Annotated in this window: 26 protein-coding genes and 1 tRNA gene; 11 read left to right on the forward strand and 16 right to left on the reverse strand. The window is 61.4% G+C overall.

Annotation, left to right across the window (positions count from 1 at the left end):
• Positions 1–141: 141 nt before the first annotated feature.
• Entirely contained in the window at positions 142–2,067 is a 1,926-nt protein-coding gene (locus Q7S58_RS15400) for a TolC family protein (RefSeq protein WP_304827595.1), read from the forward strand.
• A 212-nt stretch (positions 2,068–2,279) separates the two neighbouring features.
• Here Q7S58_RS15400 and Q7S58_RS15405 read toward each other — a convergent pair whose 3' ends face one another.
• Both Q7S58_RS15405 and Q7S58_RS15410 read right to left on the reverse strand, forming a co-directional pair.
• Complete coding sequence (locus Q7S58_RS15405; RefSeq protein WP_304827598.1) at positions 2,280–2,690, reverse strand: nuclear transport factor 2 family protein; 411 nt, start codon at positions 2,688–2,690, stop codon at positions 2,280–2,282.
• Between the two features lie 41 nt (positions 2,691–2,731).
• Positions 2,732–3,949 carry a CaiB/BaiF CoA-transferase family protein gene (locus Q7S58_RS15410; protein ID WP_304827601.1) on the reverse strand — a complete coding sequence of 406 codons (1,218 nt, stop codon included), beginning with the start codon at positions 3,947–3,949 and terminating at the stop codon, positions 2,732–2,734.
• 99 nt (positions 3,950–4,048) lie between these two features.
• Between Q7S58_RS15410 and Q7S58_RS15415 the strand changes: the two genes are divergently transcribed.
• From Q7S58_RS15415 to grxC, 6 genes are all read left to right on the forward strand, one after another.
• Positions 4,049–4,783: a ComF family protein gene (locus tag Q7S58_RS15415; RefSeq protein ID WP_304827604.1), complete on the forward strand. Its 735-nt coding sequence runs from the start codon at positions 4,049–4,051 to the stop codon at positions 4,781–4,783.
• The gene (locus tag Q7S58_RS15420) at positions 4,780–5,349 is read left to right on the forward strand and encodes a bifunctional 2-polyprenyl-6-hydroxyphenol methylase/3-demethylubiquinol 3-O-methyltransferase UbiG (RefSeq protein ID WP_304827607.1); all 570 of its coding nucleotides are present in this window, start codon (positions 4,780–4,782) and stop codon (positions 5,347–5,349) included. Before Q7S58_RS15415 ends, Q7S58_RS15420 begins: the two co-directional genes overlap by 4 nt.
• Complete coding sequence (purM, locus tag Q7S58_RS15425) at positions 5,349–6,386, forward strand: phosphoribosylformylglycinamidine cyclo-ligase (RefSeq protein WP_304827609.1); 1,038 nt, start codon at positions 5,349–5,351, stop codon at positions 6,384–6,386. Before Q7S58_RS15420 ends, purM begins: the two co-directional genes overlap by 1 nt.
• 28 nt (positions 6,387–6,414) lie before the next feature.
• Positions 6,415–7,080, forward strand: coding sequence for a phosphoribosylglycinamide formyltransferase (gene purN / locus Q7S58_RS15430; RefSeq protein ID WP_304827612.1), 666 nt, complete (start codon positions 6,415–6,417; stop codon positions 7,078–7,080).
• A 16-nt stretch (positions 7,081–7,096) separates the two neighbouring features.
• Complete coding sequence (locus Q7S58_RS15435) at positions 7,097–7,780, forward strand: TIGR04283 family arsenosugar biosynthesis glycosyltransferase (protein ID WP_304827615.1); 684 nt, start codon at positions 7,097–7,099, stop codon at positions 7,778–7,780.
• Between the two features lie 66 nt (positions 7,781–7,846).
• Complete coding sequence (gene grxC / locus Q7S58_RS15440; RefSeq protein ID WP_304827618.1) at positions 7,847–8,110, forward strand: glutaredoxin 3; 264 nt, start codon at positions 7,847–7,849, stop codon at positions 8,108–8,110.
• A gap of 108 nt (positions 8,111–8,218) precedes the next feature.
• Here grxC and Q7S58_RS15445 read toward each other — a convergent pair whose 3' ends face one another.
• Positions 8,219–8,665, reverse strand: a complete 447-nt coding sequence (locus Q7S58_RS15445; RefSeq protein WP_304827621.1) for a hypothetical protein — start codon at positions 8,663–8,665, stop codon at positions 8,219–8,221.
• A gap of 188 nt (positions 8,666–8,853) precedes the next feature.
• Between Q7S58_RS15445 and Q7S58_RS15450 the strand changes: the two genes are divergently transcribed.
• Complete coding sequence (locus tag Q7S58_RS15450; RefSeq protein WP_304827624.1) at positions 8,854–9,690, forward strand: hypothetical protein; 837 nt, start codon at positions 8,854–8,856, stop codon at positions 9,688–9,690.
• A gap of 17 nt (positions 9,691–9,707) precedes the next feature.
• On the opposite strand, the gene Q7S58_RS15455 is transcribed toward Q7S58_RS15450, so the two are convergent.
• From Q7S58_RS15455 to Q7S58_RS15470, 4 genes are all read right to left on the reverse strand, one after another.
• On the reverse strand, positions 9,708–10,871 hold the full coding sequence (locus Q7S58_RS15455; RefSeq protein WP_304827625.1) for an epoxide hydrolase family protein: 1,164 nt from the start codon (positions 10,869–10,871) through the stop codon (positions 9,708–9,710).
• Between the two features lie 120 nt (positions 10,872–10,991).
• On the reverse strand, positions 10,992–11,780 hold the full coding sequence (locus Q7S58_RS15460; protein ID WP_304827628.1) for an alpha/beta fold hydrolase: 789 nt from the start codon (positions 11,778–11,780) through the stop codon (positions 10,992–10,994).
• Complete coding sequence (locus Q7S58_RS15465; protein WP_304827630.1) at positions 11,777–13,036, reverse strand: LLM class flavin-dependent oxidoreductase; 1,260 nt, start codon at positions 13,034–13,036, stop codon at positions 11,777–11,779. The genes Q7S58_RS15460 and Q7S58_RS15465 overlap by 4 nt, the downstream gene beginning before the upstream one ends.
• Positions 13,033–13,662, reverse strand: a complete 630-nt coding sequence (locus tag Q7S58_RS15470) for a TetR/AcrR family transcriptional regulator (protein WP_370655530.1) — start codon at positions 13,660–13,662, stop codon at positions 13,033–13,035. Before Q7S58_RS15470 ends, Q7S58_RS15465 begins: the two co-directional genes overlap by 4 nt.
• Here Q7S58_RS15470 and Q7S58_RS15475 point away from each other — a divergent pair.
• Both Q7S58_RS15475 and Q7S58_RS15480 read left to right on the forward strand, forming a co-directional pair.
• Positions 13,609–13,800, forward strand: a complete 192-nt coding sequence (locus Q7S58_RS15475) for a hypothetical protein (RefSeq protein ID WP_304827636.1) — start codon at positions 13,609–13,611, stop codon at positions 13,798–13,800. The genes Q7S58_RS15470 and Q7S58_RS15475 overlap by 54 nt on opposite strands.
• Positions 13,801–13,919: 119 nt before the next feature.
• Positions 13,920–15,122 (forward strand): amidohydrolase family protein, encoded by a 1,203-nt coding sequence (locus Q7S58_RS15480; RefSeq protein ID WP_304827640.1) that lies wholly within the window; start codon positions 13,920–13,922, stop codon positions 15,120–15,122.
• A gap of 345 nt (positions 15,123–15,467) precedes the next feature.
• On the opposite strand, the gene Q7S58_RS15485 is transcribed toward Q7S58_RS15480, so the two are convergent.
• The 4 genes from Q7S58_RS15485 to Q7S58_RS15500 all read right to left on the reverse strand — a co-directional run bounded on the left by Q7S58_RS15485 (position 15,468) and on the right by Q7S58_RS15500 (position 18,999).
• A tRNA-Lys gene (locus Q7S58_RS15485) sits at positions 15,468–15,541 on the reverse strand.
• Positions 15,542–15,627: 86 nt separating this feature from the next.
• On the reverse strand, positions 15,628–16,014 hold the full coding sequence (locus tag Q7S58_RS15490; RefSeq protein ID WP_304827643.1) for a DoxX family membrane protein: 387 nt from the start codon (positions 16,012–16,014) through the stop codon (positions 15,628–15,630).
• A gap of 55 nt (positions 16,015–16,069) precedes the next feature.
• Entirely contained in the window at positions 16,070–16,711 is a 642-nt protein-coding gene (locus tag Q7S58_RS15495) for a DUF1318 domain-containing protein (protein ID WP_304827645.1), read from the reverse strand.
• Positions 16,708–18,999 carry a YdbH domain-containing protein gene (locus tag Q7S58_RS15500; protein WP_304827747.1) on the reverse strand — a complete coding sequence of 764 codons (2,292 nt, stop codon included), beginning with the start codon at positions 18,997–18,999 and terminating at the stop codon, positions 16,708–16,710. Before Q7S58_RS15500 ends, Q7S58_RS15495 begins: the two co-directional genes overlap by 4 nt.
• Positions 19,000–19,425: 426 nt before the next feature.
• On the opposite strand from Q7S58_RS15500, the gene Q7S58_RS15505 reads away from it, so the two are divergent.
• On the forward strand, positions 19,426–20,613 hold the full coding sequence (locus Q7S58_RS15505) for a sigma-54-dependent Fis family transcriptional regulator (RefSeq protein WP_304827647.1): 1,188 nt from the start codon (positions 19,426–19,428) through the stop codon (positions 20,611–20,613).
• Here Q7S58_RS15505 and Q7S58_RS15510 read toward each other — a convergent pair.
• The 5 genes from Q7S58_RS15510 to Q7S58_RS15530 are packed head-to-tail and all read right to left on the reverse strand — an operon-like array spanning position 20,610 to position 25,171.
• Positions 20,610–21,473: a sulfotransferase gene (locus Q7S58_RS15510; RefSeq protein WP_304827649.1), complete on the reverse strand. Its 864-nt coding sequence runs from the start codon at positions 21,471–21,473 to the stop codon at positions 20,610–20,612. The two genes, Q7S58_RS15505 and Q7S58_RS15510, sit on opposite strands and share 4 nt — an antisense overlap.
• An 8-nt stretch (positions 21,474–21,481) precedes the next feature.
• Positions 21,482–22,426 carry a glycosyltransferase gene (locus Q7S58_RS15515; protein ID WP_304827652.1) on the reverse strand — a complete coding sequence of 315 codons (945 nt, stop codon included), beginning with the start codon at positions 22,424–22,426 and terminating at the stop codon, positions 21,482–21,484.
• 11 nt (positions 22,427–22,437) lie between these two features.
• Positions 22,438–23,328, reverse strand: coding sequence for a sulfotransferase domain-containing protein (locus Q7S58_RS15520; protein WP_304827655.1), 891 nt, complete (start codon positions 23,326–23,328; stop codon positions 22,438–22,440).
• Positions 23,325–24,233: a sulfotransferase gene (locus Q7S58_RS15525; RefSeq protein ID WP_304827658.1), complete on the reverse strand. Its 909-nt coding sequence runs from the start codon at positions 24,231–24,233 to the stop codon at positions 23,325–23,327. Before Q7S58_RS15525 ends, Q7S58_RS15520 begins: the two co-directional genes overlap by 4 nt.
• 47 nt (positions 24,234–24,280) lie before the next feature.
• Positions 24,281–25,171 carry a sulfotransferase gene (locus tag Q7S58_RS15530; protein ID WP_304827661.1) on the reverse strand — a complete coding sequence of 297 codons (891 nt, stop codon included), beginning with the start codon at positions 25,169–25,171 and terminating at the stop codon, positions 24,281–24,283.
• Positions 25,172–25,583: the final 412 nt, after the last annotated feature.

Consider the following 25,583-nt stretch of genomic DNA (forward strand, 5'->3'; position numbering starts at 1 on the left):
GATGCCGCGCAAGCACTCCGCCGAAGATGCCGAGTCCACGCGCGGCGCTTCCCTGCAAATGCCGATGCGTTTTGCAGTTCCTGCGCAGACAGCGCCTCACCCTGGTTTCCGCGGTGAGAGGGACGAGGAGGTCCCCCCGAGATGTTGAGGAAGAAATCCTTTTTTCTGGCGCTCCTGATTTTACCCCTCCAGATTCTACCACTGTTGCTGATCGGAACGCGGTCCGGCATCGCGCAGGATTCGTCGCTCAAGGTGACCGGCGAGTTGCCCAAGACTCCGCTCCCGCCGCCGAATGTGACCGGCCCGATTCGCCGGCAGGCGATGCCCGTCGGTCCGCAGGAGCCGCCGCGCGTCAGCATTCCGCCCAGCGCCGCCAATGAGTTCGAGCATCATGATTCGTTCGTCAGCCTGCCGTCGATCTTCGCGAATCAATGGTCGCTGTCGAAGCAGGTCCCGCCGGAAACGCTGATCAGCGAGCGATACATGCGCTCGAGCGATCCAAATGTGCGCGGGCTCACGCTGAAGGAAGCGATCTATATCGCGCTCAAGAACAATCCCGGGCTTGCCGCGTCGGCCATGGATCCGGTCGCCTCCACCGAAACGATTCGCCAGGCCAACGGCACCTTCGATCCGAATCTCACCGCGCTCGGCGACATCACCAAGACCGTCGTGCCGGTAACTTCGGCCCTGCAGGCGGGCGGCGGGACGCATTTTGTACAGAAGTACTACGACTGGAATTTCGGCATCAACAAGGTCTCATCGCTGACCAACGGCACTTGGGGCGTCACCTTCAACAACACGCGCGCGCTCAACAATTCGATATTCGCAGGCGTCAATCCAGCCTACAACCCGAGCCTCACGCTGTCGCTGTCGCAGCCGCTCTTGCAAAACTTCGGCTGGAAGTTCGCGACCATCAATGTGCAGATCGCCGAATCGGGACAGAAGCAGGCGCAATGGAACTACGGACAGAACCTGCAGGACTTCGTCCAGAAGATTGGCGGTGAGTATTGGAACGTCGTGCTCGCCGAGGAAAATCTGCATGTCGCGCGCGCCGCGTTGCGCTTCAACCTCGACCTCGTGAAGAACAATTCCATCAGCGTGAAAGTCGGGACGCTGGCGCCGATCGATTTGCAGGAAGCGCAATCCGCGTCCGCCACCGCCGAAGCCAACGTCTATACCGCCGAGGCGAATCTCAAAAACGCGCGCACCCAGCTTCGCCAGGACGTGATGCTCAATCCATACGCCACCTTCCTGCCCGCCGAGATCGAGCCGATCACGCGGCCCAATCCGACTGAGAAAATCACCGTTGACGAGGAACGCGCGCTCGAACTCGCCGTGCAGTATCGTCCCTCGCTCGGCGCGATGCGCGAGGCGATCCGCAACGCACTGCTGCAGGTCAAGTATTCTGAAAATCAGGTGCTGCCGCAGTTGAATCTCGGCACCCAGTTCGGCTTGAACTCGTCCGCCGGCACCGCGCCCTGCCTGAAGCCCTTCGGGACCCCAACCGCCGGCGCCGGAAACTGCACTCCGACCGGTTTCCCGGCCGATTCGGGCGCCCGGCTACCCTTCGGCGGAATCTATGGCGATGCGCTCAATCGCCTGTGGGGATTCAGTTTCTACAGCTACGCGGCGGTGCTGACCTTCCAGATGCCGCTCGACAACGCAGTGCCGCGCGCAGCCCTGGCTCAGGCCCGCGTCCAGTACGAACAACAGCGCCTGCTCTATCGCAATGCGTTGTCGCAGGCGGTTGTCGATGTGCAAAGTTCGCTGGCGAATCTATACGCCGATCAGAAGCGCGCCTCCGCGACTGCGCAAGCGACTTACTATGCGCGCGAATCGCTGCATGACGAGGAAATCAGGTTCAAAGTTGGGATGGCGACGACGCACGACCTCCTGCAATTCCAGGAAGAGGAAGTCAGCGCGCAGGGCAATCAGGTGCAGGCCGAAGTCGATCTCGAGAACGCCAAGCTGGCGCTTCGTCACGCCAACGGCACGCTGCTGCAGGCATTTCAGGTCAACTGGGAAGTCCAGAATCCGCACGAAGTCCCATGGTACGCGGCGTTCTAGCAGCGGCGATCATCCAAAAAATACGGGGCGGAATCGCGATGCGATCCCGCCCCACTTTTTTCTTCGCGTTTCGTTCCCCTGAACTCTCCTGAACTTTCAGACGTTTCACGTGAAACGTCGTGAATGCGGAAGAGCGCCCATCGGATACTCCACCTCGGCGCGATTCCTCGCGAAGCCAGGTGCGCACCCCGCCGACGAGACGGCTGAAAAAATCAGCTATGCCCGAGAATCGTCACTTGCCGGCTCTCGAATCGCCATCCCGCGTCGATCTTGCGCAGCTTGTCAGTGTAGTAGCCGAGCGTACTCTGCTGCACCCGGCCATCCTTGCAATGGTAATACAGCAGATAGCAGCTTCCGGTTCCGCTCGCGCCGCTTAGCTCGAAGGTGTGATTCGTCACGACGTGCAGCACGCGCGCGCCGCCGAGCGATTCCTTGTACATCGCGGCGAACTTCCTGAGGCCATCGGTCCCAGCGTGACGCCCGAAACGCGGGCTCTCAAATGCTCCGTCCGCGGTAAAGCAATCGATCCATTCGTCGTAGCGGCCATTGTCGATCGTGAGGCAGTAGCGCGCGTGCAGCTCGCGGATTTCCTCGCGATCTTCCAAACTCCCGGAGATTCCCATCGCATTGACTCCTTGAATCCAGGCCTTCGAGCGGGTGGCCTTCAGATCACGTTCGCCTCTCGCAACCGCGCGACGTCGTCCCACGTGTAGCCGAGCATCTCGGTCAGCAGCAGTTCCGTATGCTCGCCGAGTTCCGGCGCATGTCCGCGCGGCTCGCCCGGCGTCACGCTTAGCTTCACCGGCATCCCGAGCAGCGTCATCTTGCCCGCCTGCGGATGCTCATAATCGACGACGTAGTTGTTCGCCCGCACTTGCGGATCGTCGGGCAGGTCCGAAACCGAATTGACAATGGTGTAAATGAAATCGCCGCCGCCCGCCTTCAGGACCTTCATCCATTCGTCGCGCGGCCGCGCCTTGAAAACTTCATCGAGGATCGCGATCAGCGCCGCCGAATTCTTGCCGCGAGTTTTGGTTTCGGCGAAGCGCGGGTCGATTTCAAGGTCCGGCCTGCCGATCGCCGCGCAGAAATCCTTCCAGTAGCGATCCGGCTGGAGCATCGCGAGCGAGAACCATTTTCCGTCGGCGCACTGATAATGGTTCCACAGCGGATTGTAAGCTTTCTCGCGCGTGCTGCGTGGAAATTCCTTGCCCATGATCGTGCGCGACACGACGTTCAGCCCCTGCAGCGCCATCATCGATCCCAGATGCGACGCATCGACTTCCTGGCCCACGCCGGTGCGCTCGCGCGCGAACAGCGCCGCGAGGATTCCGTATGCCAGCATCGTGGCGCCCATCTGGTCCGCAATTCCGCCCATTATGTAAAGCGGCGTCGTGCTGTCGATTCCGATCGTGTTCATGATTCCGGAGCGCGCCTGCCCGAGATAATCGAACGAAGGCTCGGCGCTGTCAGGACCTTCGGGCCCGTAACCCGACGCGCTCGCATAAATGATTCGCGGATTGTGCTTGCAGAGCTCCGCGTAGCCGAAGCCGAGCCGCTTCGCGACGCCCTTGCGAAAGTTCTGCACGAAGACGTCGCTCTTCGCGGCGAGCCGATAGACGATTTCGCACGCCTCGGGCTTCTTCAAATCGAGCGCGATACTTTGCTTGTGCTTGTTGTTCGCCTCGAAATAGTAATTGAGCCCGCTCCGGCCGGTGCCACTGCCTGAGATCGCGACGATACCGCGGCCCGGGTCGCCGCGTTCCCGCTCTTCGATCTTGATCACCTCGGCGCCAAGATCGGCGAGCATCTGCGTCGCCACGGGGCCCTGCTGCCAGATCGTCCAATCGATGATTCGAATGCCGTCAAGAGGTCCGCTCATGGCGTGTCTATACCACATCCGGCGTGAATCCGTCGCGCCCGCGACAATGGCGATTTGGCGCCCCTTGAGTTTGAGCGCACCACGACGCATCTATCTTGAGTGGCCGCGTTTTCGCTGTTCCTGAATTTTCTGTATCCGCCGCGATGCTTTGCGTGCGGGATGCGTTTCGGCGCGGCGGAAGAACGGCGTGTGTGCGACGCCTGCATCGCGCGCGTCGAGCGGATGCCGGAACCGCAATGCAACATATGCAGCGGGCCGCTCGAGTCCGTCGTCAGCGGTGAATCGCGATGCGCGCGATGCGCCGCGGTTCGTCCGCATTATCGCAAGGCTCGCACGATTGCGCGCTATCGCACCAGCGCCGAGGATCAGCCCGGCACTTTGCCTGCGCTGATTCGCCGCCACAAATACGGCCTCGACCAATCCGCCGGCCGCGCAATCGCGGAATATCTCGGCGATCGATTGCCCGTGTCATCGGCTGATTACGATCTGATCGTTTCAGTGCCGTTGCACTGGCGGCGTCTTTGGTGGCGCGGATTCAACCAGGCGACGCTGCTGGCCGAGGAAGTCGCACGGCGCTTGCAACTTCCACTCGACGCGGTTTCGTTTGCGCGCCGACGCTCTACCACGTCGCAGACCGCGCGCGACCACGACGAGCGCATCAGAAATGTCCGCCGCGCGTTTGTCGTGCTTTATCCCGAGCGCATCCGCGGACACCGCATCCTTCTGATCGACGACGTGATGACGACCGGCGCCACGGTGAACGAATGCGCGCGCACGCTCATCGCCGGAGGCGCTGTCAGCGTGGACGTGTTCACGCTCGCGCGCGTGCTATGAGCGAGCGGGAAAAATGGAATCAGCGCCATCGCGAACAGCCGATCGGGGCAGTCGAGCCGTTTCTGGTCGAGATGATTGCGCGGATTCCGCGCGGCGTCGCGCTCGACGTCGCCGCGGGCCGCGGCCGCAATTCACTTGCGATGGCGCGCGCCGGCATCCGCGTGATCGCAGTCGATTTTTCGGTCGAGGCGATGCGCACACTCGCCGCCGCGGCGCGCGCCGAGCATCTTGCAGTATGGCCGGTGGTTGCGAACTTGGATAACTTCTATATTCGCGCAGGATCGCTCGACGCGATCGTCAACGTGAACTTTCTCGAACGCAGACTGTTTCCGAATTTCGTTCGCGCACTTCGCCCCGGAGGTATTTTGATCGCCGACACTTTTCTCATCGATCAGGCGGAGATTGGGCATCCGCGAAATCCCGACTTTCTGCTGAATCACGGCGAATTGCCGGCACTCGTCGCGGGCCTTCAAGTCGAGGATTATCGCGAAGGACTGGTGACCTGTCCCGACGGAACGAAGGCGTATCGCGCATCGATCGTGGCGCGGCGGACGGAGCGAAGCTGATGCCGGCGCCGATGACGTACAAGGCAGCCGGCGTGGATATCGCGCTGAAGCAGAGCCTGATTCCGCTGTTCGGCTCGATCGCGAAGTCCACCGCCGGCGCGCACGTGCTCGGCGGGATCGGCGGATTCGGCGCGCTGGTTTCGCTCAATGGCGCGCGCAGGATGCGCTCGCCGGTGCTGGTCGCGGGCACCGACAGCGTCGGCACCAAGCTGCTGATCGCGTTCAAAGCGGGCCGTCACGACACCGTCGGGATCGATTGCGTCGCGATGTGCGTGAACGACATCGTCTGCCACGCCGCGCGCCCGATGTTTTTTCTCGACTACATCGGCGCGGGCAAGCTCGATAAAAAGATCGCGCTCGACATAGTTCGCGGGGTCGCGCGTGGATGCAACGAAGCCGGCATGAGCCTGGTCGGCGGCGAGACCGCGCAACTCAGTGGACTATACAAACCGGGCGAATACGATCTGGCGGGCTTCGCCGTCGGCATCGTCGATCGCGCGCGGATACCGCAGCCGGCGAAGGTGCGGGCGGGCGACGTGCTGATCGGGCTTGCGTCGAGCGGGCTTCATTCCAACGGCTTTTCGCTCGTGCGCCGCGTAATTTTCGATCGCGCCAAACTCAAGCTGAGCGCCAACGTTCCCGAACTCGGATGCACGCTCGGCGAGGAGTTGCTGCGCCCGACGTTGATCTATGCGCGCGTCGTGGTGGAATTGTTCGATCGATTCAAGATCAACGGCCTCGCCAACATCACCGGCGGCGGCGTGATCGAAAACGTGCCGCGCGTGATGCCATCAAACGCGCATGCGGTATTCCGCCGCGGCAGTTGGCCAACGCCGCCGATCTTCGAGCTGATCCAGCGGCTCGGCAAAATCAGCCGCGATGAAATGGATCGGACGTTCAACAACGGCCTCGGCATGGTTGCGATCGCGCCGCCGCGCGAGGCCGATCGCGTGCTCGCACATTTGAAGCGGCGGGGTTTCGCGGGCTTCGTGGTCGGCGAAGTGCGCACCGGCAAGCGCGGAGTTTCGATTATTTGAACGCGGAGCAATGACCGCGAGCGGCAAAATGGATCGTCCACCCGTCAAACTCGGCGTAATGATTTCCGGCTCCGGCACCAACCTGCAAGCGATCATCGATGCGATCCTGCGCGGCGATCTCAAAGCCGAAATCAGGCTCGTGATTTCGAATCGCGCCGACGCGCAAGGCCTCGAACGCGCGCGCCGCCACGGAATCCAGACGCAAGTGATCGAACATCGCAAATTCCCCACGCGCGAGGATTTTGACCGCGCAGTGCTCGCGACGCTGAACCAGCGCTCGGTCGAACTCGTCATCTGCGCCGGCTTCATGCGACTCTTTTCGGCGGTGATGCTGGACGCGTTCCCGGGCCGCATCATGAATATCCACCCCGGCTTGTCGCCCGCATTTCCCGGTATCCACGCGCAGCGCGACGCGCTCGAGCTCGGGGTGAAGATCGCGGGATGCACCGTGTTCTTCGTCACCGCCGGCGTCGACGTGGGTCCGATAATTCTGCAAGCCGCGGTGCCGGTGCTGCCGGGCGACGACGAAAGCCGGCTGGCCGCGCGCATCCTGCAGCAGGAGCATCGGATTTTACCGCACGCGATTCGCCTGTTCCAGCAAGGCCGGCTCGAGATCGAGGGCCGGCGCGTGATCGTGAAAGGCGAGCCGGGCGGCACTCACCCGCCGCCGCTGATCAATCCGCCGATCGATTGAAGTGCTTCGATCGCAGGTGGCAAAACTTTCGGTCATCGTGCCGATGCTCAACGAGGCGAGCACGATTGCGCGCGCACTTGCCGCACTTCGGCGCGGCGCTGCGAATGCGGAAATCATCGTTGTCGATGGAGGCAGCGGCGACGCGAGCGTCGCCGCGGCGCGGGCTATCGCCGACACGGTGATCGCGAGTCCGCGCGGGCGTGCTCGCCAGATGAATGCCGGCGCGCGCGTATCAACCGGCGCCGCGCTGACATTCGTGCACGCCGATACGATCGTGCCGACGACCTTCGCCGCGGATATCGATGAGGCCCTGTCGAATCCCGCGATCGTCGGCGGCCGCTTCGACGTTCAACTCGACTCCAACGCCCTCGCGCTGCGCTTAATCGGCGCGATGATCAGCATCCGCTCGCGAATCAGCCGCACCGGCACCGGCGATCAAGCGATCTTCGTGCGGCGCGAGGTCTTCGATCGTATCGGCGGATTCCCCGATCTCGAACTGTGCGAGGATTTGGATTTCACGCGGCGCATGAAACGCGCGGGCGGCGTCGCCTGCCTGCGCTCGCGCGTGATCACGTCGTCGCGGCGATGGACCCACGACGGAATTGCGCGGACCGTGCTCCGGATGTGGTCGATACGCGCGCTCTACCTGCTCGGCGTTTCACCGGCGCGCCTCAGCCGGCACTATGTCGACGTCCGCTGAATCGGCGAGCGCTTCTGGACACGTTCGCCGCGTGATAGAAGAATGCAAACTGGGAGTGCTAACAGCGTGGCCAAAGTCGAAGTCTATACAACCAGCTATTGTCCGTTCTGCACGCGCGCCAAGAGCCTGCTCACCCGCAAAGGCGTGGCGTTCGATGAAATCGACGTGAGCAATGATGATGCGCTGCGCGCGAGGATGATCGAGATGGCGGGCGGACGGCGCACCGTGCCAGAGATTTTTATCAACGGCAAGATTATCGGCGGCTTCGACGAGCTGAAGGCGCTCGACCTCGAGGGCAAGCTCGACGAATTACTGGCCGCTCCGGCGTAGAGGATCCCGGCGCTCAGGATTTCGGCCAGCATCGGCAATCGAAAATAGAAACGGGCAGTCCCGCCGATGCGGGATTGCCCGTACCATCTCGTGCCTAAACTCGTCGAATCAGTTGCCGCTTGGCGATGCGACCATGCCGTCGTTCATCTTGTGCAGCGCGGCGCGATCGACCGACGACTCGTACTGAATCGCCTCGCCGGTGACCTTGACCTGCGCGCCGTCGGCGGAAATCTCCTGGTTCTCCTTCACGACCGCATCGACCGTGTCGGGCCATTTCTCGAAGGCCGCCTTCTTCAGACGTTCCTTGATTTTCGCCCCATCGATCGCGTCGGGCGAGAACGGCTCGGTATAATCCACATTGCCGAGAACCGTGTACGGCTTGCCCGGCGCGGGCGTTTCCGTCGTCACCCAGATGTGCGCGAAATCGACGCGATGAGTGAATTCCTGCTTCTTCTGTTCGCGCTCGGCCTGCTGCTGCTGAATCGCGCCGCATGCGGACAGCGCCAGCGTCATTGAAACCGCGATCGATGCCGTAAATAACTTCGATGCTCGCATTTTGTTCCCCGTCGTTTTTCCCCAGTCTCTATTGTTCATTATAGCCCCACCACATCGAATGTCTAATAGTCCGGGCGAGGGTTCAACATACCCTTATTTCATCGAATGGCCTTGTTCGGCAAGCCAGAGCGACGGCCCGCGGCGGCCCGCATCTGTCCGATCGGCGCGGTGACCGGTAGTATTCCGGCGTGACCAGATTTGCGACCTGCTTCATCCTGATATTCGGCGAACTCGCGTGGGGCGGAATGTTCGCGCTCGCGATTCCGCCTTTTTCCAAGGTCGAGCGGGGATTCTACAAATCGAGCGCCTCGGTTTTTCTTTCCTCGGGACTGATCGCGGCAATCGGGCTCGCGTGGCTCGCGATCCGCGGCGGCGCAGCCGACGGTCCCGGCGCGACTGCGCTCTGGATCGCCGCCGCACTGTGGACGTTATGGATCGTCGTTACCTCAGTCTATCTGTACACGCTGTGGAGCGACGATGGCGCGCTGCGTGCGCGCGCCTACACGCTCGCGCTCGCGACCGGGATGCTCGCGGTCGTCGCCAACATCCTGCTGCTGAAACCGCGCGGCTTCGGCATCGTCGCGGACGTCGCCTACGGGCTCACCGCGATCACCTCGTCGCTCGCGCTCGGCCTGGTGAGCGGCGCGATGCTCTTCGGCCACTGGTACCTCATCGATCTGGAGATGCCGGTGGACTATCTGCGCAGTTTCGTCCGGGTGCTCGGCGTGGTGCTGATTGCCGACGTAATCGCGCTGGGACTCGCAATCGCGCTGATGGCGATACCCGGAATCGCGGGCAGTGGCGCGCCGGTCGCGGCGCTGTGGGAATCGCACGCGGGGCTGCTCGCGACGCGGATGATCCTCGGACCAATCACGACGATCGTGCTGATTCTGATGTGCTGGCAGACGCTGAAAATCCCGCAGACGATGGCGGCGACGGGGCTGCTTTACATCGCACTGATGTCGGTGATCGTCGGCGAGATGCTCGGCCGCTTCATCCTGTTCCGCACCGCGATCCCGCTCTGATCGCCTCCCCTTCGGCCTTAACGCAAGGTCCTGAAGAAAGCGCGGATGTCATCGACCAGTGCTTGCGGTTCCTCCATGTGAGCGAAATGGCCGCCGCTTTTGAATCGGGTCCAGCGCTTGAGGTTGTAGTAACCTTCGGCCCACTTATGCGGCATCAGGACAACCTCCTTCGGCAGAACAGCTATCGCGGTTGGGGCTTCGATAACCGGTTTGCGATCGTGTGACGGATGCCATTGCTGGTGAACCGCCTCATAATAGAAGCGCGCGGAGGTCCCGTAGCTTTCAGTAACCCAGTAAAGGGTCATCGCGGTAAGTAGCTCGTCCTTGGTGAAGCGCTTCTCGACGTCGCCGCCGCAGTCACTCCATGAGCGGCGTTTCTCCAGAATCCAGGCGCAAAGACCCGCTGGAGAGTCATTTAAGCCGTAAGCAAGAGTTTGTGGCCGGGTAGTTTGAATCGCCGAGTATCCGCTACCGTCCACCAAAAAGCGCGTCGACTGCTCGTACCAGCCTTGCTCATCGGGACCGTAGTCGGCAGCCGCCGGGAACTTGGCGCCCCACAAATTCAAATCGATCGCCATGTTCATGTGCACGCCGATCAGCTTGTCCGCATGCTTGTGTCCTAGCTGATGAGTAATGATCGATCCCCAGTCGCCGCCTTGCGCAGCAAACTTGCCATAGCCAAGCACGTCCTGCATCAAGGTGACCCAAAGGTCAGCGGTGCGCCAGTAGTTGATTCCCGGCTTGGTCAAAGGCGTCGAAAAGCCGTAGCCAGGCAACGATGGCACGACCACATCGAAAGCGTCGCGCGGGTCGCCGCCATAGGAGCCCGGATCGGCGAGCGGCCGAATCACCTTGTTGATGTCCCAGAACGTCCATGGCCATCCATGCGTAACTATTAGCGGTATCGGCTTGGGGCCTTTGCCGCGCTCATGGATGAAATGAATCGGAACGCCTTCGATTTCGGTCTTGTAGTGACTAAAGGAGTTGATTTGCTTTTCGATTTTTCGCCAGTCGAAGTCCTTGATCCAGTAATTGACCAACTCGCGGAGATACTCGAGGTTGGTGCCGTAGCGCCAATCGTCGTTGGCGAAGTCGCGCGGCCATCGCGTGCGTTTCAGCCGTTCGCGGAGATCGTCCAGAACTTCATCGGGGACGTGGATGCGGAATTCTTCCTTGGCCATGGTTGATCGCTCCTGGTCAGATGCGTCGCGGGCGAGCCTCTACCTAGCACGGCGGCGCTGAAAGGTCGAAGGCCGCGCCAGGCGTGAAGCGGGAGAGCTGTTGCAACCGCGAATCGGCGCCTATTTCAAGAAATCGATCACGTGGCGCGTAACCATTTCGCGCTGCTCGACTTGAGGCATGTGGCCGGCGTTCTCGATCAACTGCACTCGCGAGTTACCGATCCGCGAGGCAAATTCTTCCGCATAGACTGGAGGCGTGAGCTTGTCCTGCGCGCCCCAGATGATCAGAGTCGGCGCCTTGATGCGGCGCAGCCTCCGCGCAAGGCCCCTTTCAGGAATCGGATGAATGAAGTGCGACGTGCTCGCCAGCGCGCCGAAGCGACGCAGGATAGCTTCACGAAGCTCGTCCGAATTCTCGGGCATCGCAAGCTTGGCCTTCACCTCAGGCTTGGCCGGATCATTGAACAACAGCGCCACCTGCTTTTCAGGCGAAGCGAGCAGGTGGTCTTCCACCGGTATGTCGTCGCGCCATAGGCCTAGCGCGTCGATAAGAACCAGCTTGCCAACTCGATGCGGAAAAGTCGCCGCATACTCGGCTGCCACCATCCCGCCGAATGAATGCCCTACCAGGTCCACCCGCTCGAGACCTAGCTGGTCGAACAGGTCATCGTAGTAGAGCACCAGGTCCGAGAAGTTATCCATGTACTGCAGGTCGTCGATGTCTTCGGCGCCGGCGTGGGCGGGCGCGTAAACCCGTCGCCGAGTCGCGAGATCGTCGAGGAAGCCGTCCCACTCCTGGCCGAAGGGTCCATGAAGATAGACGACCGGCGACCCCTTGCCATCGATCAGAACGGGATTCGGCACGAAGCCGCCGGGAAGATTGATGCTTTGTGAAATTGCCGCGCTCATGCCATCACCTTTTCCCGCGCTGGTTTGCGAATCTGGTTGCGCGTCGCACCTTGAGGCCACCATCGATCGGCATAGCCTTCCTTGTCCCAGATGCCCTGAATCTTCGGCAGCACCTTTTCCGCAAACAGGCGGGTGCTGTATTCGGTGAGTTCCTTGTCCATCGACTGAATCTGCAGGATGACCATCAGGTGACCGACCCGGATGTTTCGCACAGCCTCTTCCAGTTGATGCGCCACCGTCGCTGGGCTTCCTCCAATCACCATCTTGGAGTCATCGACCAGTTCCTTCCAGGTAGCTTCATGCGGCTTGAAGTTGATCTGGAAAGGCCCTATTCCCTTGTTGTTCTTCAACTGGATGGACAGGCTCTTCCTGCTCATGTAGCCCGGCACTGCGGCAAGGTGGGGTGGAATGTAGAGCGACTTGGAGTAGAAGTTGCGCAGATGCTTCAAATAGATGCGCTCGGCTTGCGCGTCGGTATCGGCAACTACTACCAACTGCGCGAAACCCGCCCGATAGGGATTGTCATCCAAACCGGCTTGCTCGACCGTGCTCCAGTAGCCATCCATCAATGCCTTAGCCGCCTTGTGGCCCATGAAGCTCAGGTAGCTATAGGTGTAGTCGTTGTCGGCGGCGAATTTCCAGGTTTCGACCGAGCCACCGCCCGCCAGCCAGATCGGCGGATGCGGCTTCTGGAGCGGCTTGGGCCACGGATTGACGTAGCGCAGCTTGGTAAATCGGCCGTTGAAAGGAAAAGGTCCCGGACGCGTCCATGCCTGCTTGATCAGGTCGTGAGCTTCATAGTAGCGCGCTCGGACCTGGGTAGGGGGCAAGCCATAGCATCCCACGGTATCCATCGCGGAGCCGACAGGAAGTCCTGCCACGAGTCGTCCGCCGCTCAGGCAATCGATTAGCGCGAACTCCTCAGCGACGCGGATCGGCGGATTGTAGAGCGGAATAGTATTGCCCAGCACGACCAGCGCCGCGTCCGACTTTCGTCGCGCGAGAATCGACGCAATCAGATTCGGCGCGAGCGGAAAGCCGTAGCCATTCTGATGATGCTCATTGAGACCGAGGCCATCGAAGCCCAGGTCGTCCGCCATCTCGAGCTCGTCGAGATTCCAGTTAAGGTACTTCTGCACCATCTCTGAGTTGCATAGCTCGTCGTTGGGCGGAGTCACCCAGATGCTTTCGTAGCGATCGCGAAAGTCGTCGGGCAGGTCGCGATATCCCTGCATATGAAACCAGATCGTCTTCATCTTGTTGCGCGCCTCTTCTTTACCGGCAGTTTGATAACGTGGCTTTTACTGTTTGAAGCGATCGATCGGTTTGACACACGTTTCGGCATCGAGGTGATTGCTGACAGATACGATTCCAGCGCTTTGGCGGTGAAACCTTCGGGCTCGAGGCCAGTCAGATCGCGAAAGAGATCCTTGTCGCGCGTCACCATGTAGGAGCCGTTCAGGATGGCCCAGATTCCTACCGTCACACCGGTCGGGCCGAGCGCATCGGCGATCAGGTTCGCGTCGAAAGCGCGGCGCACGGTGCTCTCGAACAGGTGGAAGACCTCGCGGCTGAGGGCAAGTCCGCGATCGAATTCCCGGATCTCCGAGGCGCGGCGCAGCCGGCGGCGAATCTGCGAATAGGGCGTCGGCTCGCTGGTCAGCACCGGTTCGGCGGATTCGCGCAGGTGCTCGATATAGACCTGCGCCAGCGTGCGCATCTCGTCGAGCGGCGCCAATCCGCGCGCTTTCACTTCGCGGTACCGGACGCCAAGTTGTTCGGCGAATTGGGCGCGCAGGCTCAGATAGACCTCGTCGCGCGAGGGGAAATGGAGATAGATAGTCCCGACGGCGACCTTCGCCTCGCGCGCGATCATCTCCATGGTGGCGTTGTCGACGCCGTGGCGCGCGAACACGCGCGCAGCCGCGGCCAGGATCCGCGCGGCGCGCGCCTGATTTTCGTGCCGTCGCCGGGCTTTGACTTTTACCGAGATCGCCACGATACTATCGATGAATCATAATTCATGAATTGAGATTCATAAGTAGCCGTCTGCCGCGGAACTGTCAAACGCGCCGCTGGCTGATTCTATAGAAGCGCGCGAAGGCGGTACCGGAACGGTCCGAAAAAAGGAGAATCGCAATGGCATCGAAAGAATTAATAATCGACGCGGACGGACACATCCTCGAACCACCCGACCTGTGGGACAAATACCTGGAGCCAAAGTATCGCGACCGCGGCATCCACATCCGCGTCGGTGACGATGGTTTCGAGTACCTCGAAATCGATCGCAAGCGCGCCGTCCTGACCCAGCGCGGAGCGCTTGGAGCGCTAGGCGGGATGGGCCGCAAGGTCGAGGAATCGCGCAAGCTGCGCGAAGCAATCGCACGCGGCGAGAAGCTGCCCGAGGGCGGATTTGCGTTTCAGCCCAAGCCCGAAGACACCTACATGAAAGGCGCCGCGTACGGTTCGATGAACATGAAGGAGCGCCTCGAACTGATCGACAAGGAAGGGATGCAGAAGGCGCTGCTCTATCCTACGATCGGGTTGCTGTGGGAAGCCGAGTTGTTCGACGCCGAACTGACGAGCGCTTACTGCCGCGCGTACAACCGGTGGATCGCGGACTTTTGCCGCGACTCCGGCGGACGGCTGATTCCGATTGCACATCTGTCGCTCGGCGATCCGGCGGAAGCGGCGCGCGAACTGCGGCGCGCGGTCGAGGATGGATGCAAAGGCGCTTTCGTTTGCCCCTTCACGATCACAAGAATAGCTCACGGCGATCCGCGCCACGACGTGCTCTTCGCCGCCGCGCAGGATCTCGACGTACCGCTCGCGATTCATCCTACCTTCGAGCCGCTTAGCTGGGGCGTTCATCATCGCTTCGACGGGATGGAGTGGGCGTCATGGTATGCGGATCTCTTTGCGGCGCAAGGAGTTCAGCACGCGTTCGCGACCCTATTCCAGTATGGCGTGTTCGATCGATTTCCGAAGCTGCGGGTAGTCGTGCTCGAGGCGCAGGCGGGCTGGATCGGCTACCTGCTGGATCGCGCCGACGCGATCTACAGCGGAACCGTGCTAGGCAGCAGCGTCAAGCTCAAGGAGAAGCCCTCTTACTACTTCAAGCGCCAGTGCTATATCTCGGCGGATCCCGACGAACGCACGATCTGGGCGATGGCTCAAATCGTCGGCGAAGACAAATTCTTCTGGGCGACGGACTATCCTCATCCAGATCATCCCGGCAACTACTTGGAGGAATTGCAAGGAATGATCAAGGGGATGACACCGAGCGCGCGGCGTGGCGTGCTCGGCGAGAACGTAGCCAAGGCCTACAAGCTCGGCGAGTAGCTGCCATCGGAAGCGGTCAAATCGAAACCTGGAAGAGAGCGACTGGCATCTCGCTCGGGTGATCGCCATTTTGCGATTCCGCTGCTATGCGGCACGCTTGCCTCTCTAAGAACCGGCGAACCTGGCTTATCAGTTTGTAGATGGCCGGTTGATCTCGGCATCGCGATCCGATGCGACGCTTGGCGCGCGGCTTTTGCCTTGACCGGAAATCTACGCGACGCAGCTTCCCGCCAAGGGCGCGCCGATAGCTAGGTTGCCGAGTACGCCGCCGCCGTTACCCGGAAAACCTGGATCGCGTGCAACACGATGTCCGCGGGGTGCGGAAAGTGAAGCGGGGAATTTTAATGAGCCGTCCGGGACTCGAACCCGGGACCCTGTGATTAAAAGTCACATGCTCTACCAGCCTGAGCTAACGGCTCATCGTCGAAACTTTGAATCGCCGATCCTTGCAGGGATTCCGCCGCTTTGGAAGTGCCCCGCGATCGGCGATTCGGCTGCCGGAACGTCAGGAGGCCGTCTGCGATCCGAACAGCGGCGCGAATGCGGCTCGATTTGCCCACGCGAGAATCACTTCGAGCAGCGCCACGGCGATCGCCATCCCCATCCCGCTCGGTGCGAGAAACAGGTGGAACAACACAATGTTGACGATCACCGGCGCGAGGATGATCAACGCCAGTGGCGCCGCGACGCCGATCAACAGCAGCGCCCCGCCGACGACCTGGCAAGTAAAGATCAGCGGTATCATGTAGCCGGTGGCGAACAATGCACCGAAGAATTGTCCGGCCGCCGGCGGCGGTGGCGGCGTCGGGATGAAATGGAAAAACCCGTTCAGCCCGAACACGAAGAAAATCAAGCCAAGCAGCGTGCGCACGATCATCATTGCGATTCTCATCCCCGGTCCCTCCCTCCGATGCGATGCGCCGAGCGTGACGCGCCCGGCTGGTTCGTTACCGATTCCACTGAAACCATTCCCAACTGCCGGTCGATTTATTGAACTGGTCCACCCACGTCCCTTTATTCACGTGCTCGAGGCGCGCGAGATAATAGCCGAGCGCGACCTGGTCGAGGCTGGTGCCCTTCTTCGCCGCTTCGAGGTTGTACATCTGGGTGCGATCGGAATTATCCGCATCGACGAGCGCCTGCTGGCTCGCCGTGATCGACGCCCGCGGGACCAGGTAGCCGGTGTGACTTTCTCCTAGCGCCTGGCTATCGAGCAGCGCCTGAATCTGCGGATGGCGCGCCGCCATCTTCTGGATCAATTGCGCCTGCGTGTCGTCCGCCACCAGGATGAGTCGGCCCGCGCCGATCTCGCGATCCGCGAGCGGATCGATAATTTCGTCAGCCCTGGAACTCGCCGCCGGCGCCGCTGGCAGACCGATATCCTGCGGAGTCACCGTGCGCTTCGGCTTGGAGCCGGTGATCTCTTCTTCGGCGCGGCGCGCGTCGGTGATCACCACTTCGAGACGGCCCGTGATGTTGAGATTGATATCGACGGGCTTCACATCGACTTCGCTTTTGGTCTGGACGCATCCGGCGAAGGCCGTCGCGGCAATCAGCGCAAACAAGAAAGTGAGATCGAATCGTTTCATCGGACGGCTCCTGTTTCGGACGGTCGCGGTTCGCTGCTCGGCTCGTTCACGGTCTGAATCAGCGGATGAACTCCGCTGACCAGCGCCAGAATCTCCGCGAGCGACCGGCCGGTCATCGGAATAGTCATATCAATCACGGGCACTACCAGCGACCCGACCATCACGGCCTGGCCGTTGATAATTTCCTTGTGCGGCGTAGTCGCGTCGGCGGCGGTTTTCGGTTGCCTGACAAATTTGATCTTCAACAGCGTGTTGCGGCCGGCGCTTTCCAGATGCAGCCTACCCTCCCTGAACGGATAATGCCGAAGATCGCGCATCGCGAGATTCGCGAGATCCATCCCGACGTTGCCGACCAGCATCTCCTTCACTTCCTGGATCTCGCCAATCTTGAGCAGGCCGGGACCGTCGAATGCGAGGTCTACGTCGCCGGATAGCTGTGCTTCCCTGCTGAGCGCGAGATGCAAGCTGCCGCTGGCCCTGCCGTCCGCGTCGATATGATCGGGCGACAGATTGGCGAGCGCCTGGTGAACGTCGATACCGTGAATCTCGATCGCGCGGCTCGGCATCTCGTGCGTCATCAGATTGTACGCGGGCGCACCGGCAATACGTCCGTCGAAGATTTCGAAAGCGCATCGATCGCACGCGAGCATCGCGCCGTCGTCGTGCCAGAGCGCGTCCACGTTGCCGATGGAGTTGCTGCCGTAGGACAACGCTGCGATCTTGGTAGTCCCGTCGCGAATCTTCGTCGATGCGGGAACCCATTGATCGATTCGCGAATCGATCGCTGCCGCGATCGTCATTCGATCGAGCTTGAACGAATTGCCGCCCACCGCCGGAGCCGTCGCGCTGAAGTTCTGCAACTTGAGATTGCCGTTGAAGCCGATCCCGCCGGCCGGCGCCGCCGTGATGCTTCCGCCAAGGTCGAACTGCTCGAAAGCCGCGTCGATTACGCCGTGCAAATCGGGCGGAATGCTCGCGGCGTAGCGGCGGATCGCATCCAGATCGACGGATGAACTGGCGTTCTTGATTTGCAGGCGATCGATCGTAACTGCGCCTCGAAGCGACGAGTCGAGGTCTGCCACTACTTTGGTCGCGCCCGAAAGATCTTCGATATTGAGCATCGCCTGCGATTTGCCGGGCACGCGGAGGCGCACGCTGGCGAAGCCGAGAATCGCGTCGAGATGTTGAGGAGCACGCGGACCGCGCGGCGCCAGACTGCCCGCGATGGAGAGATTTTTGAAACCCCCTTCGAGCCGGCCGGAAATCTCGGGCGGCAGGCCGGGGAAGTAGCGGCGGAGCGTCGCCGCGGCGATCGTCGCGCTCGAATTGTGCACCTCGAGGCGACTGAGCGTGAGCGCAGTCGTCTCGCCGAATTTCAGCGACGAGCTGATTTTCGCGGCGCCTGACGCGTCATCGACATTCAGCGACAATTGCGGTCCGCCGGGCGCGCGCAGATGAATCTTCGAAAACGCAAGCTCGCCGCTGAGCTGGCCGCCGCCCTCGCCTCCAAGATCGATCTCTCCGGAGCCGGAAATCGATGCGAGGCCGGCCTCGATACGACCGCTGAGTTCGCGCGGAATCGTGGCGATCGATTCTCGCAACACGGTCGCATCGACGGCCAGCACAGCGTTGGCAGCCGCCACCTGCTGCACGATCAATCGCGAGCCATTCGCGGCCGGCTCGAGCGACGCTTCCAAGGTCATTCCGAAATTTTTGCCAAAATTCTTGCCAAAGTTTTTGCCGGAGCGCGCGCGCAACTGATCGACCTCGCCAAGTTCGAGATGAATCTGGCGCGACGGATTTTTGCGATCGCCGGACATCGTGGTTTTCAGTTTCAGCCGGCCGTCCGCATCCGCAGTCGATGAAATCGCGGTAAGCGCCTCACGATGAATGCGTCCATTCAGGTCGATCGAATCGATCCAGAATGGCGCGGCTGCGCCGGCCTGCGCCGCCGGAATGTGCGCGAGCACAAAATCCAGCAGCGTTAGCTGAGAAACCGGATTCGAGCGCGCATAGAGAGTGACGTCGTTGAGCGCGAGACTCCGCAGCCGGCGCGAAATCAGCTCTCGCCAGCCAAACTCGGCGCGCAGTTCTCGAATCGTGACCAAGGGCCGCGCCGCGGACGGGCCGGTATCGTGCAGAAACAGATCATGCGCGACCAGGATGCCCACAGGAGAGAGCGTGACCCGGCCGACCGCAGGATCGCTCTGCGGGAACAGTCTCGCCAGCACAACTCGCGCGAGCTGCGATGCGAAAATAAACGGGGCCGCAGCGATCAGAAGGAGCATCGCCACGGTGGCGATTCCGATTAGCGCGCGCGATCTGTGCGGCCGGGGCCAGCGGGACATGCGACATTATGATACAGGCAGATCGCTGCCGCATCGGGGCGGAGAGGAGTGCTTACGAGAGAATTGCAACCCGTATCGTGCACGAAAGAAACGCGGGAGAGCATCGCAGGCCACGTCAAAGCGCAATAAAAGTCAAAATTGTGGAGGGATGCGCACGGCTGTAATTCGTGTCGAGAGGCATCGTCTCAACACCTTATGAACATTTCATAACGTGAGGATGCTCACAGTTGCTTGACACGACCAAAAATAGCTTTTGAATGCACTTGACATATGACGTGCTACTCACATATATGGTCACCCTACAAATAGTAGGGATATTTCCAAAACGGTCTTAACAGGGACTAAAAGCTCGGGAAGGAACACAAGATGCGGACTCAAGAGTGCATGGCGAACGGTACGCCGACGACTCTGGCGCTGAATACCACAGACAGCGCCGGTGCGATCGACGACACGTCCGAATGGCTCAGTCTGGGGCATCTTGCGCTGGGGTTGGAGCGGGTTGGTGGGATGGTGGTGAAATCGGCGCAGGTGCGCAAGATGCTGGAGACCATTTCGCGGCTAAGCCCATACAAGGCAACCGTCTTGATCAATGGCGAATCGGGCACGGGCAAGGAACTGGTCGCGCGAGCGTTGCATATGCGGGGGCCCGCACCGGGCGGCCCGTTCGTGACGTTCAATTGCTCGAACCTGGTCGAATCGCTGGCGGAATCGCAGCTCTTTGGCCACGTAAAGGGCGCGTTTACGGACGCGCGCGAGGAATCGCTCGGCTATTTTCGCTCGGCCAATGGCGGCACGCTGTTCCTCGACGAGATCGGCGAATTGCCGCTTCGGTTGCAGCCGAAGTTGCTCCGCGCGGTCGAGAATCACGAGGTTCAGCCGGTCGGATCGTCGCAGAACTACAAGGTCGATATCCGGCTGGTCGCGGCGACTAATCGCGACCTGAAGTCGATGGTCGCAGCGGGCCAGTTCCGCGACGACTTGTACTATCGGCTGCACGCCGCGGCGATCTATGTACCGCCGCTGCGCGAGCGGCCCGACGCGATTCCGGGACTGGTCGCGCATTTTATCGAGCATCACAATCGCCTGTTCGGCAAGAACATCGGCATGATTTCGCGCGCGGCGCTCGATGCGCTCTGTGCGTTTCCGTGGCCGGGCAACGTCCGCCAACTGGGACACGCGATCGAAAGCGCGGTGCTGATGACGCACAACGACGCAATCGACCTCGAGCATCTGTCGCCGGAACTGCACGATCGAGCGGCGCGCGCCGGCGAAGGCAGTTCGATAGATGCGCGCATGCAGAATGTCGCATCGCGCCCGTCGGCGGACGCTGGCGCGAACGGCGCGGAGTGGTCGTACTCGCTCGACGCGGTGATCAATGAGGCGTCGAAAGCGGCGCTGATCCGCGCGCTGGAAGCGACCAACGGCAACTGTCATCGCGCGGCCGAGTTGCTCGGCGTGTCGCGTTACACGGTTTATCGGATGCTGAATCGGTTCGGGCTGGCCGAGGCGCGCGCCTATCGCGGCTTGCGCAAGACCAACCCAGGAATGGCTTAGCGAGCAGTCTTCCAGGCAGAAAAATCGCGGCCGGTCAATTGCTCGAGCCGATCGATTTCGGGACGAAAATAATCGCGGAGCCGCGCGTCCGTCTCGCGATCGACCGGCTTGAAGGGCTCGCCCCGCTCGGCGCAGAAGTGCCAGAGCGCGCTCTGCCTGAATGAATTGGCCAGTCCGTGATAGCGATGGTCGTTCAGCCAGGCCATCAGATTGCGCGCGTTGCGGGCCAATCGGAGGTTGCGGGGCGCGACCGGCACCACGTGCACCCGCCGTCCTGCGACCGGCGAATTGGCGACCACAAACCTTTCGATCCCGATAAGATCCGCGACCCGATCGACGAAGGCCTGCGAATCGGCCTCGAGATCCTCATACACGATGACGAAAACGTTTTCGGCGCCCAGCGTATTCCGCCACGCGGCGAGGTAATGGCCGTAACGGCACGATTCGCGAAGATCCCTGTGCGACATCACCGCGTCGGCGAACTCAAGCCGCGTCCACACGTTGCGGACCATCAGGCGCCAGTGTGAATAGGCGCGATCGACGGGATCGCGAAACGAACAGATGATGCGGCATCCGGGGATGTCGCGCGCGATGCGCGTTCGCGCGTCATCCGAAATGAAGTACGTTGGCGAAAATTCTCCGAGCGGCAAGCGCGGGTCGGCGTCGCGAAAAAACGATCGGTACCAGTCGAAGCCCTTGTCGTAATTCTTCGAGAAAAAATCGGTCTCCTTCTTTTCCTGCGGAAGAGCGACGCGGCCCTTCAGCACTTCATGCAGCCACGTCGTCGCGGTGCGCGGCGGTCCGACGCCGATGAAGCGTGGCAAGCGCGTGGGCGACGATTGAAGGATCGCGGCGGGCATCTCGTGAATTACTCCACGTGCTTCGACGCGCGGCTGGTGCGACCGCCTAACGCCCGCGCCACGCTGAGCGGCAGATAAGTCCGGGCGTAGCGGAGATAGTTGCGCGCGCGCAGCGGATCGAATCGCAAGGCGCGACCGAACGCCTCGCGCGCAGTGGCTCGATCGCCCTCGTCGAGCGCCTTCAGCCCGATGTAGCCGAGGATCGTACGCGGGGCGCGTTCGCGCGCGCGGATCAATCCCATCACATCGACGTTCCAGCGTTCGCGCGCGAGCCGTTCGAACAACCGCGCCGCCTCGCGTTCCTTACGTCCTCGCTTGAGCGGCTTGGGGAAGAGCGAAAAGCGCCACACCACCAGCCGCTCCGCGACGTAGGCGAACGTGCCGAGTTCGCGCGCGCGCATCCACATGTACACGTCCTCGTAGCCGTAGGAGCGGAACTCTTCCGAGAATCCGCCGCACTGATCGAAGGCCGAACGGCGCATCAAAACCGCGCTCGGCATGATCGGCCACAGCCGCGCGAAGAGATCTTCGAGCGTCGGCGCGCGTTCGACGCGATCGCCCACCAACGACGTCTTCAGTTCGCGGCCCTCGCTATCGACGATCACCAAATCAGTGAACGCCATCACGCAGTTCGGGTCGGCCTCGAGGGCCGCCACCGTGCGCGCCAGGAAATCGGGCACCCACAGATCGTCGCCGTCGAGGAAGGCGAGATATTCGCCGCGCGATACCGCGACGCCCGAATTGCGCGCCGCCGAGATTCCGCCGTTGGGCCGGCGGATCATCTGGATGCGATCCTGGTAGCGGCCCAGCACCTGCGACGTGCGATCGGTCGAGCCGTCATCGACGACGATGATTTCGTAGTCCTCGAAGGTCTGCCGCAGTACGCTCTCGATCGTTTCGGCGACGGTGGCGGCGGCATTGAAGACCGGAATGATAACGCTGACTTGGGGCATCGCAAATGCGATCAAACCGCGGCAAGCGGCTCGGTCGAAAGAGAGCGATCGCGGCTTTCCTCAGAGTGCTTCCACAGAGACAGGTCGAGCTTCAACAAATCTTCGAGCGCTTCGACGTCGGGCCGGAAACGCTCGCGCACGCGCGTATCCTGTTCGGGCGTAAGCCGCGGATACAAGGGACCGCCGCCGAAGCAAAATTCCCATGCGCCGGCGTGGGCCAGCAGATTGATCGTGCGATAGGCGCGATTGCGTTTCAGATAGACGCGCAGATGGCGCGCGTTCTGCGCAAGCTTGTGACTCCGCGGCAGGCTTGAAAATGAATTGACCGAGTCGTGGAGGCCTTCCGCGTCGTCGAGCGACGCGCGCGCGATACCGATAAAATCGCAGATCCGATCGAAGTACGCCTGCTGATCTTTTTTCAGGTCGTCATAGAAGCAGACCAGCACGCGCTGACGCCCGAAGCGCGCGAACCAATCCGCGAGATGAAACGCGTAGCGATTTGCGCCAGTGACCTGCGGGCGCGTCGCGAGGAACTCCTCGAAGCCGGCCTTGGTGTACGCGCGGCATCGCATCAGCTTGTAATGCGAATAGGCGCGCTCGACCGGATCGCGCAGCGTCACGATAATCCGGCATCCGGGCATGTGCTTCTGGATTCGTTCGCGCGCTTTGGGAAACGCAAAATAGTTGCACACCTCGCCCATTGGCAGGTTCGGCTCGGCGCGGCGAAAATGGCTCAAGTACCAGTCGGTACCCTTGTCGTAATAGACGTCGAAAAAATTGATTTCCTTCACGTTGAGCGGCAGTCCGACCCGGCCGATCAGCGCGCGATGCAGCCACGTGGTGCCGGTGCGCGGCGGTCCGACGCCGAGAAAATCAGGCCATCGCAGTTGGTCGCGGCTCATCGGCGGCCGCCGATTGCGCTCGCGCTCGCGTGACCGATCGACTCGTCGTCGCGTTGCGCTCCCTTCCACGCCGACAAGTCGCAGCCGAGGAGATCCTCGAGCGCCTCGACCTCGCCGCGATAGCGCTCGCGCAGGCGTGCCTCGATCGCCGGATCGATCGGCGCGAACTCCTCGCCGCGGCCGAAGCAGTAGCGCCACACGCCGGCCTTGTCGAGCAGATCGATCGCGCGATGCCATCGATGAAGCCGCATCCAGTCGCGCGCGTTGCGGGCATTCTGCGCGACGCGGCGGCTGCGCGGCGCATGGGTAACGGTATTCACCCGCTCGGTCGCGAGCGACGAGCCCTGCACGACGACGCGCGGAATCCCGATGAACGTGCAGATGCGATCGAGATACGCCTGCGGGTCGGCCTCGAGTTCTTCGTACATGCAAACCAGCACGCGCTCGCGGCCGAACCGCTCCCACCAATTTTTCAAATGATATGCGTAACGGCTCGATTCGCGGATCACCGGATTTTTTGCGACGGTTTCCTCGAAGCCGACGCGCGTCCATGCGTCACGCCGCATGATTCGATACGACGAGTACGCGCGTTCGACCGGATCGCGCAACGAGCAGATTATTTTGCAATCGGGGATGAGCGCGGCGATTCGATCGCACGCCTCCGGGATTCCAAAGTAGTTCGGATCGATCTCGCCGAGTGGAAGGTTCGCGGGGCATTGGCGAAAAAATTCGAGGTACCAATCGAGCCCGCGCTCGTGATGCTTCGAAAAATAATCGGTCTCCTTGATGCTCGGCAGGCCGACGCGCCCCGCGAGCACCCGATGCAGCCAGGTGGTGCCGGTGCGCTGCGGCCCGACCGCGAAAAATTCCGGCAGGCAACGCTGTTCTCTTCGGAGTTCGCTCATCTATTCATCGATTCGCCGATAACGCTAATCGTATCTGAGCGCGCGGGCTATCGCGCGCTGGCGGCGAGGTCGCTCTTCGATTCGCGCGCGAGCCGCGGTCTTTTCCACGCCGACAAATCGATTTCCAACAACTCTTCGAGCGCCTCGACTTCCGGCCGGTACCGCTCGCGCAGTTTCGCTTCCTGTTCGGGCGTCAGCGGTGGGAATTTCTCGCCGCGCCCGTAGCAATACTGCCAGACGCCCGCGCGATCGAGCAGATTGATCGCGCCGTATGCCTGCCGGCTCCTCAGCCAGTACATCACGTGCCGCGCATTTTGCGCGAGCTTGCGATTTTTCGGCGCGCGCTCGTACGCGTTTACGTCGTCGCCGACCGGGCCACGATCGGCGAGCGAAATTCTGGCGATGCCAACGAAGTCGCACACCCGATCAAGGTAGCGCTGCGGATCGGCGCGTAGTTCGTCGTACATCGTGATCAGCACGTTCTCGCGGCCGAACTTGTCGAACCATCCTTTGAGATGGAACGCGTAGCGATTGCCGCGATCGAGATGCGGCCGCGTGTTGAGCACTTCCTCGAACGAACCGCGCGCCCAAACGTAGTGCCGCAGCAGTTTGTACGCTGAATATGAATGATCGACCGGATTGCGCAGCGTCGTGATTATTTTGCAGTTCGGGATATGCAGTTTAATCCGATCGCGCGCCTGCGGATCGATGAAGTAAGGGCAGATTTCCGCAATCTTGCGCGAGCCGTCGGCGTAGCGGAAATGATGCGCATACCAATCGATTCCCTTCGCATAGAAAGTATTGAAGAACTGCGTCTCCTTCACGCCGTACGGCAAATCGACGTGCCCTTCCAGCACGCGATGAAGCCACGTCGTGCCGGTGCGGCCGGGACCAACTCCGATAAATTCGGGCAGTCTCAAGGGGCGTGCTGATGCCATCGGGTGCGAGCGATTTTTGGTGTCGATTTCGATGCCGAGTACGGTCCGGTCGGGGACTTCATTTCACGGGACCCTGAGCGTTTGCGATCGAGCCGCGCCTTCAGGTCGCAACATTGCATACCAAGGAGGCGCGGATTTCAAGGCGACGCGGAAGCAATCGAACTGATCGAAGCCTGAGACTATCGGCGCGATCGCGTGCAGGCTGCTGCCCTTCGGTGATCCCACGCGGTTGCTTACTTCCGCCATCCTGAGAGCTTGTGAATTTTTCTGCACCGAGCGAGCCTGACCAACTTTGTCATTCTGAGGCTAAGGCTGCGACGCCGAAGAATCCCGGATCTTTTACTTCGCTCAGCATCTTTCCGGGATTCCTCGCGCGGCAGCCACGCGCGGGAATGACAGCAGGGGAGGGTTC

The sequence above is a fragment of the Candidatus Binatus sp. genome, assembly GCF_030646925.1.
In the GTDB taxonomy this organism is placed as follows: Bacteria; Desulfobacterota; Binatia; order Binatales; family Binataceae; genus Binatus.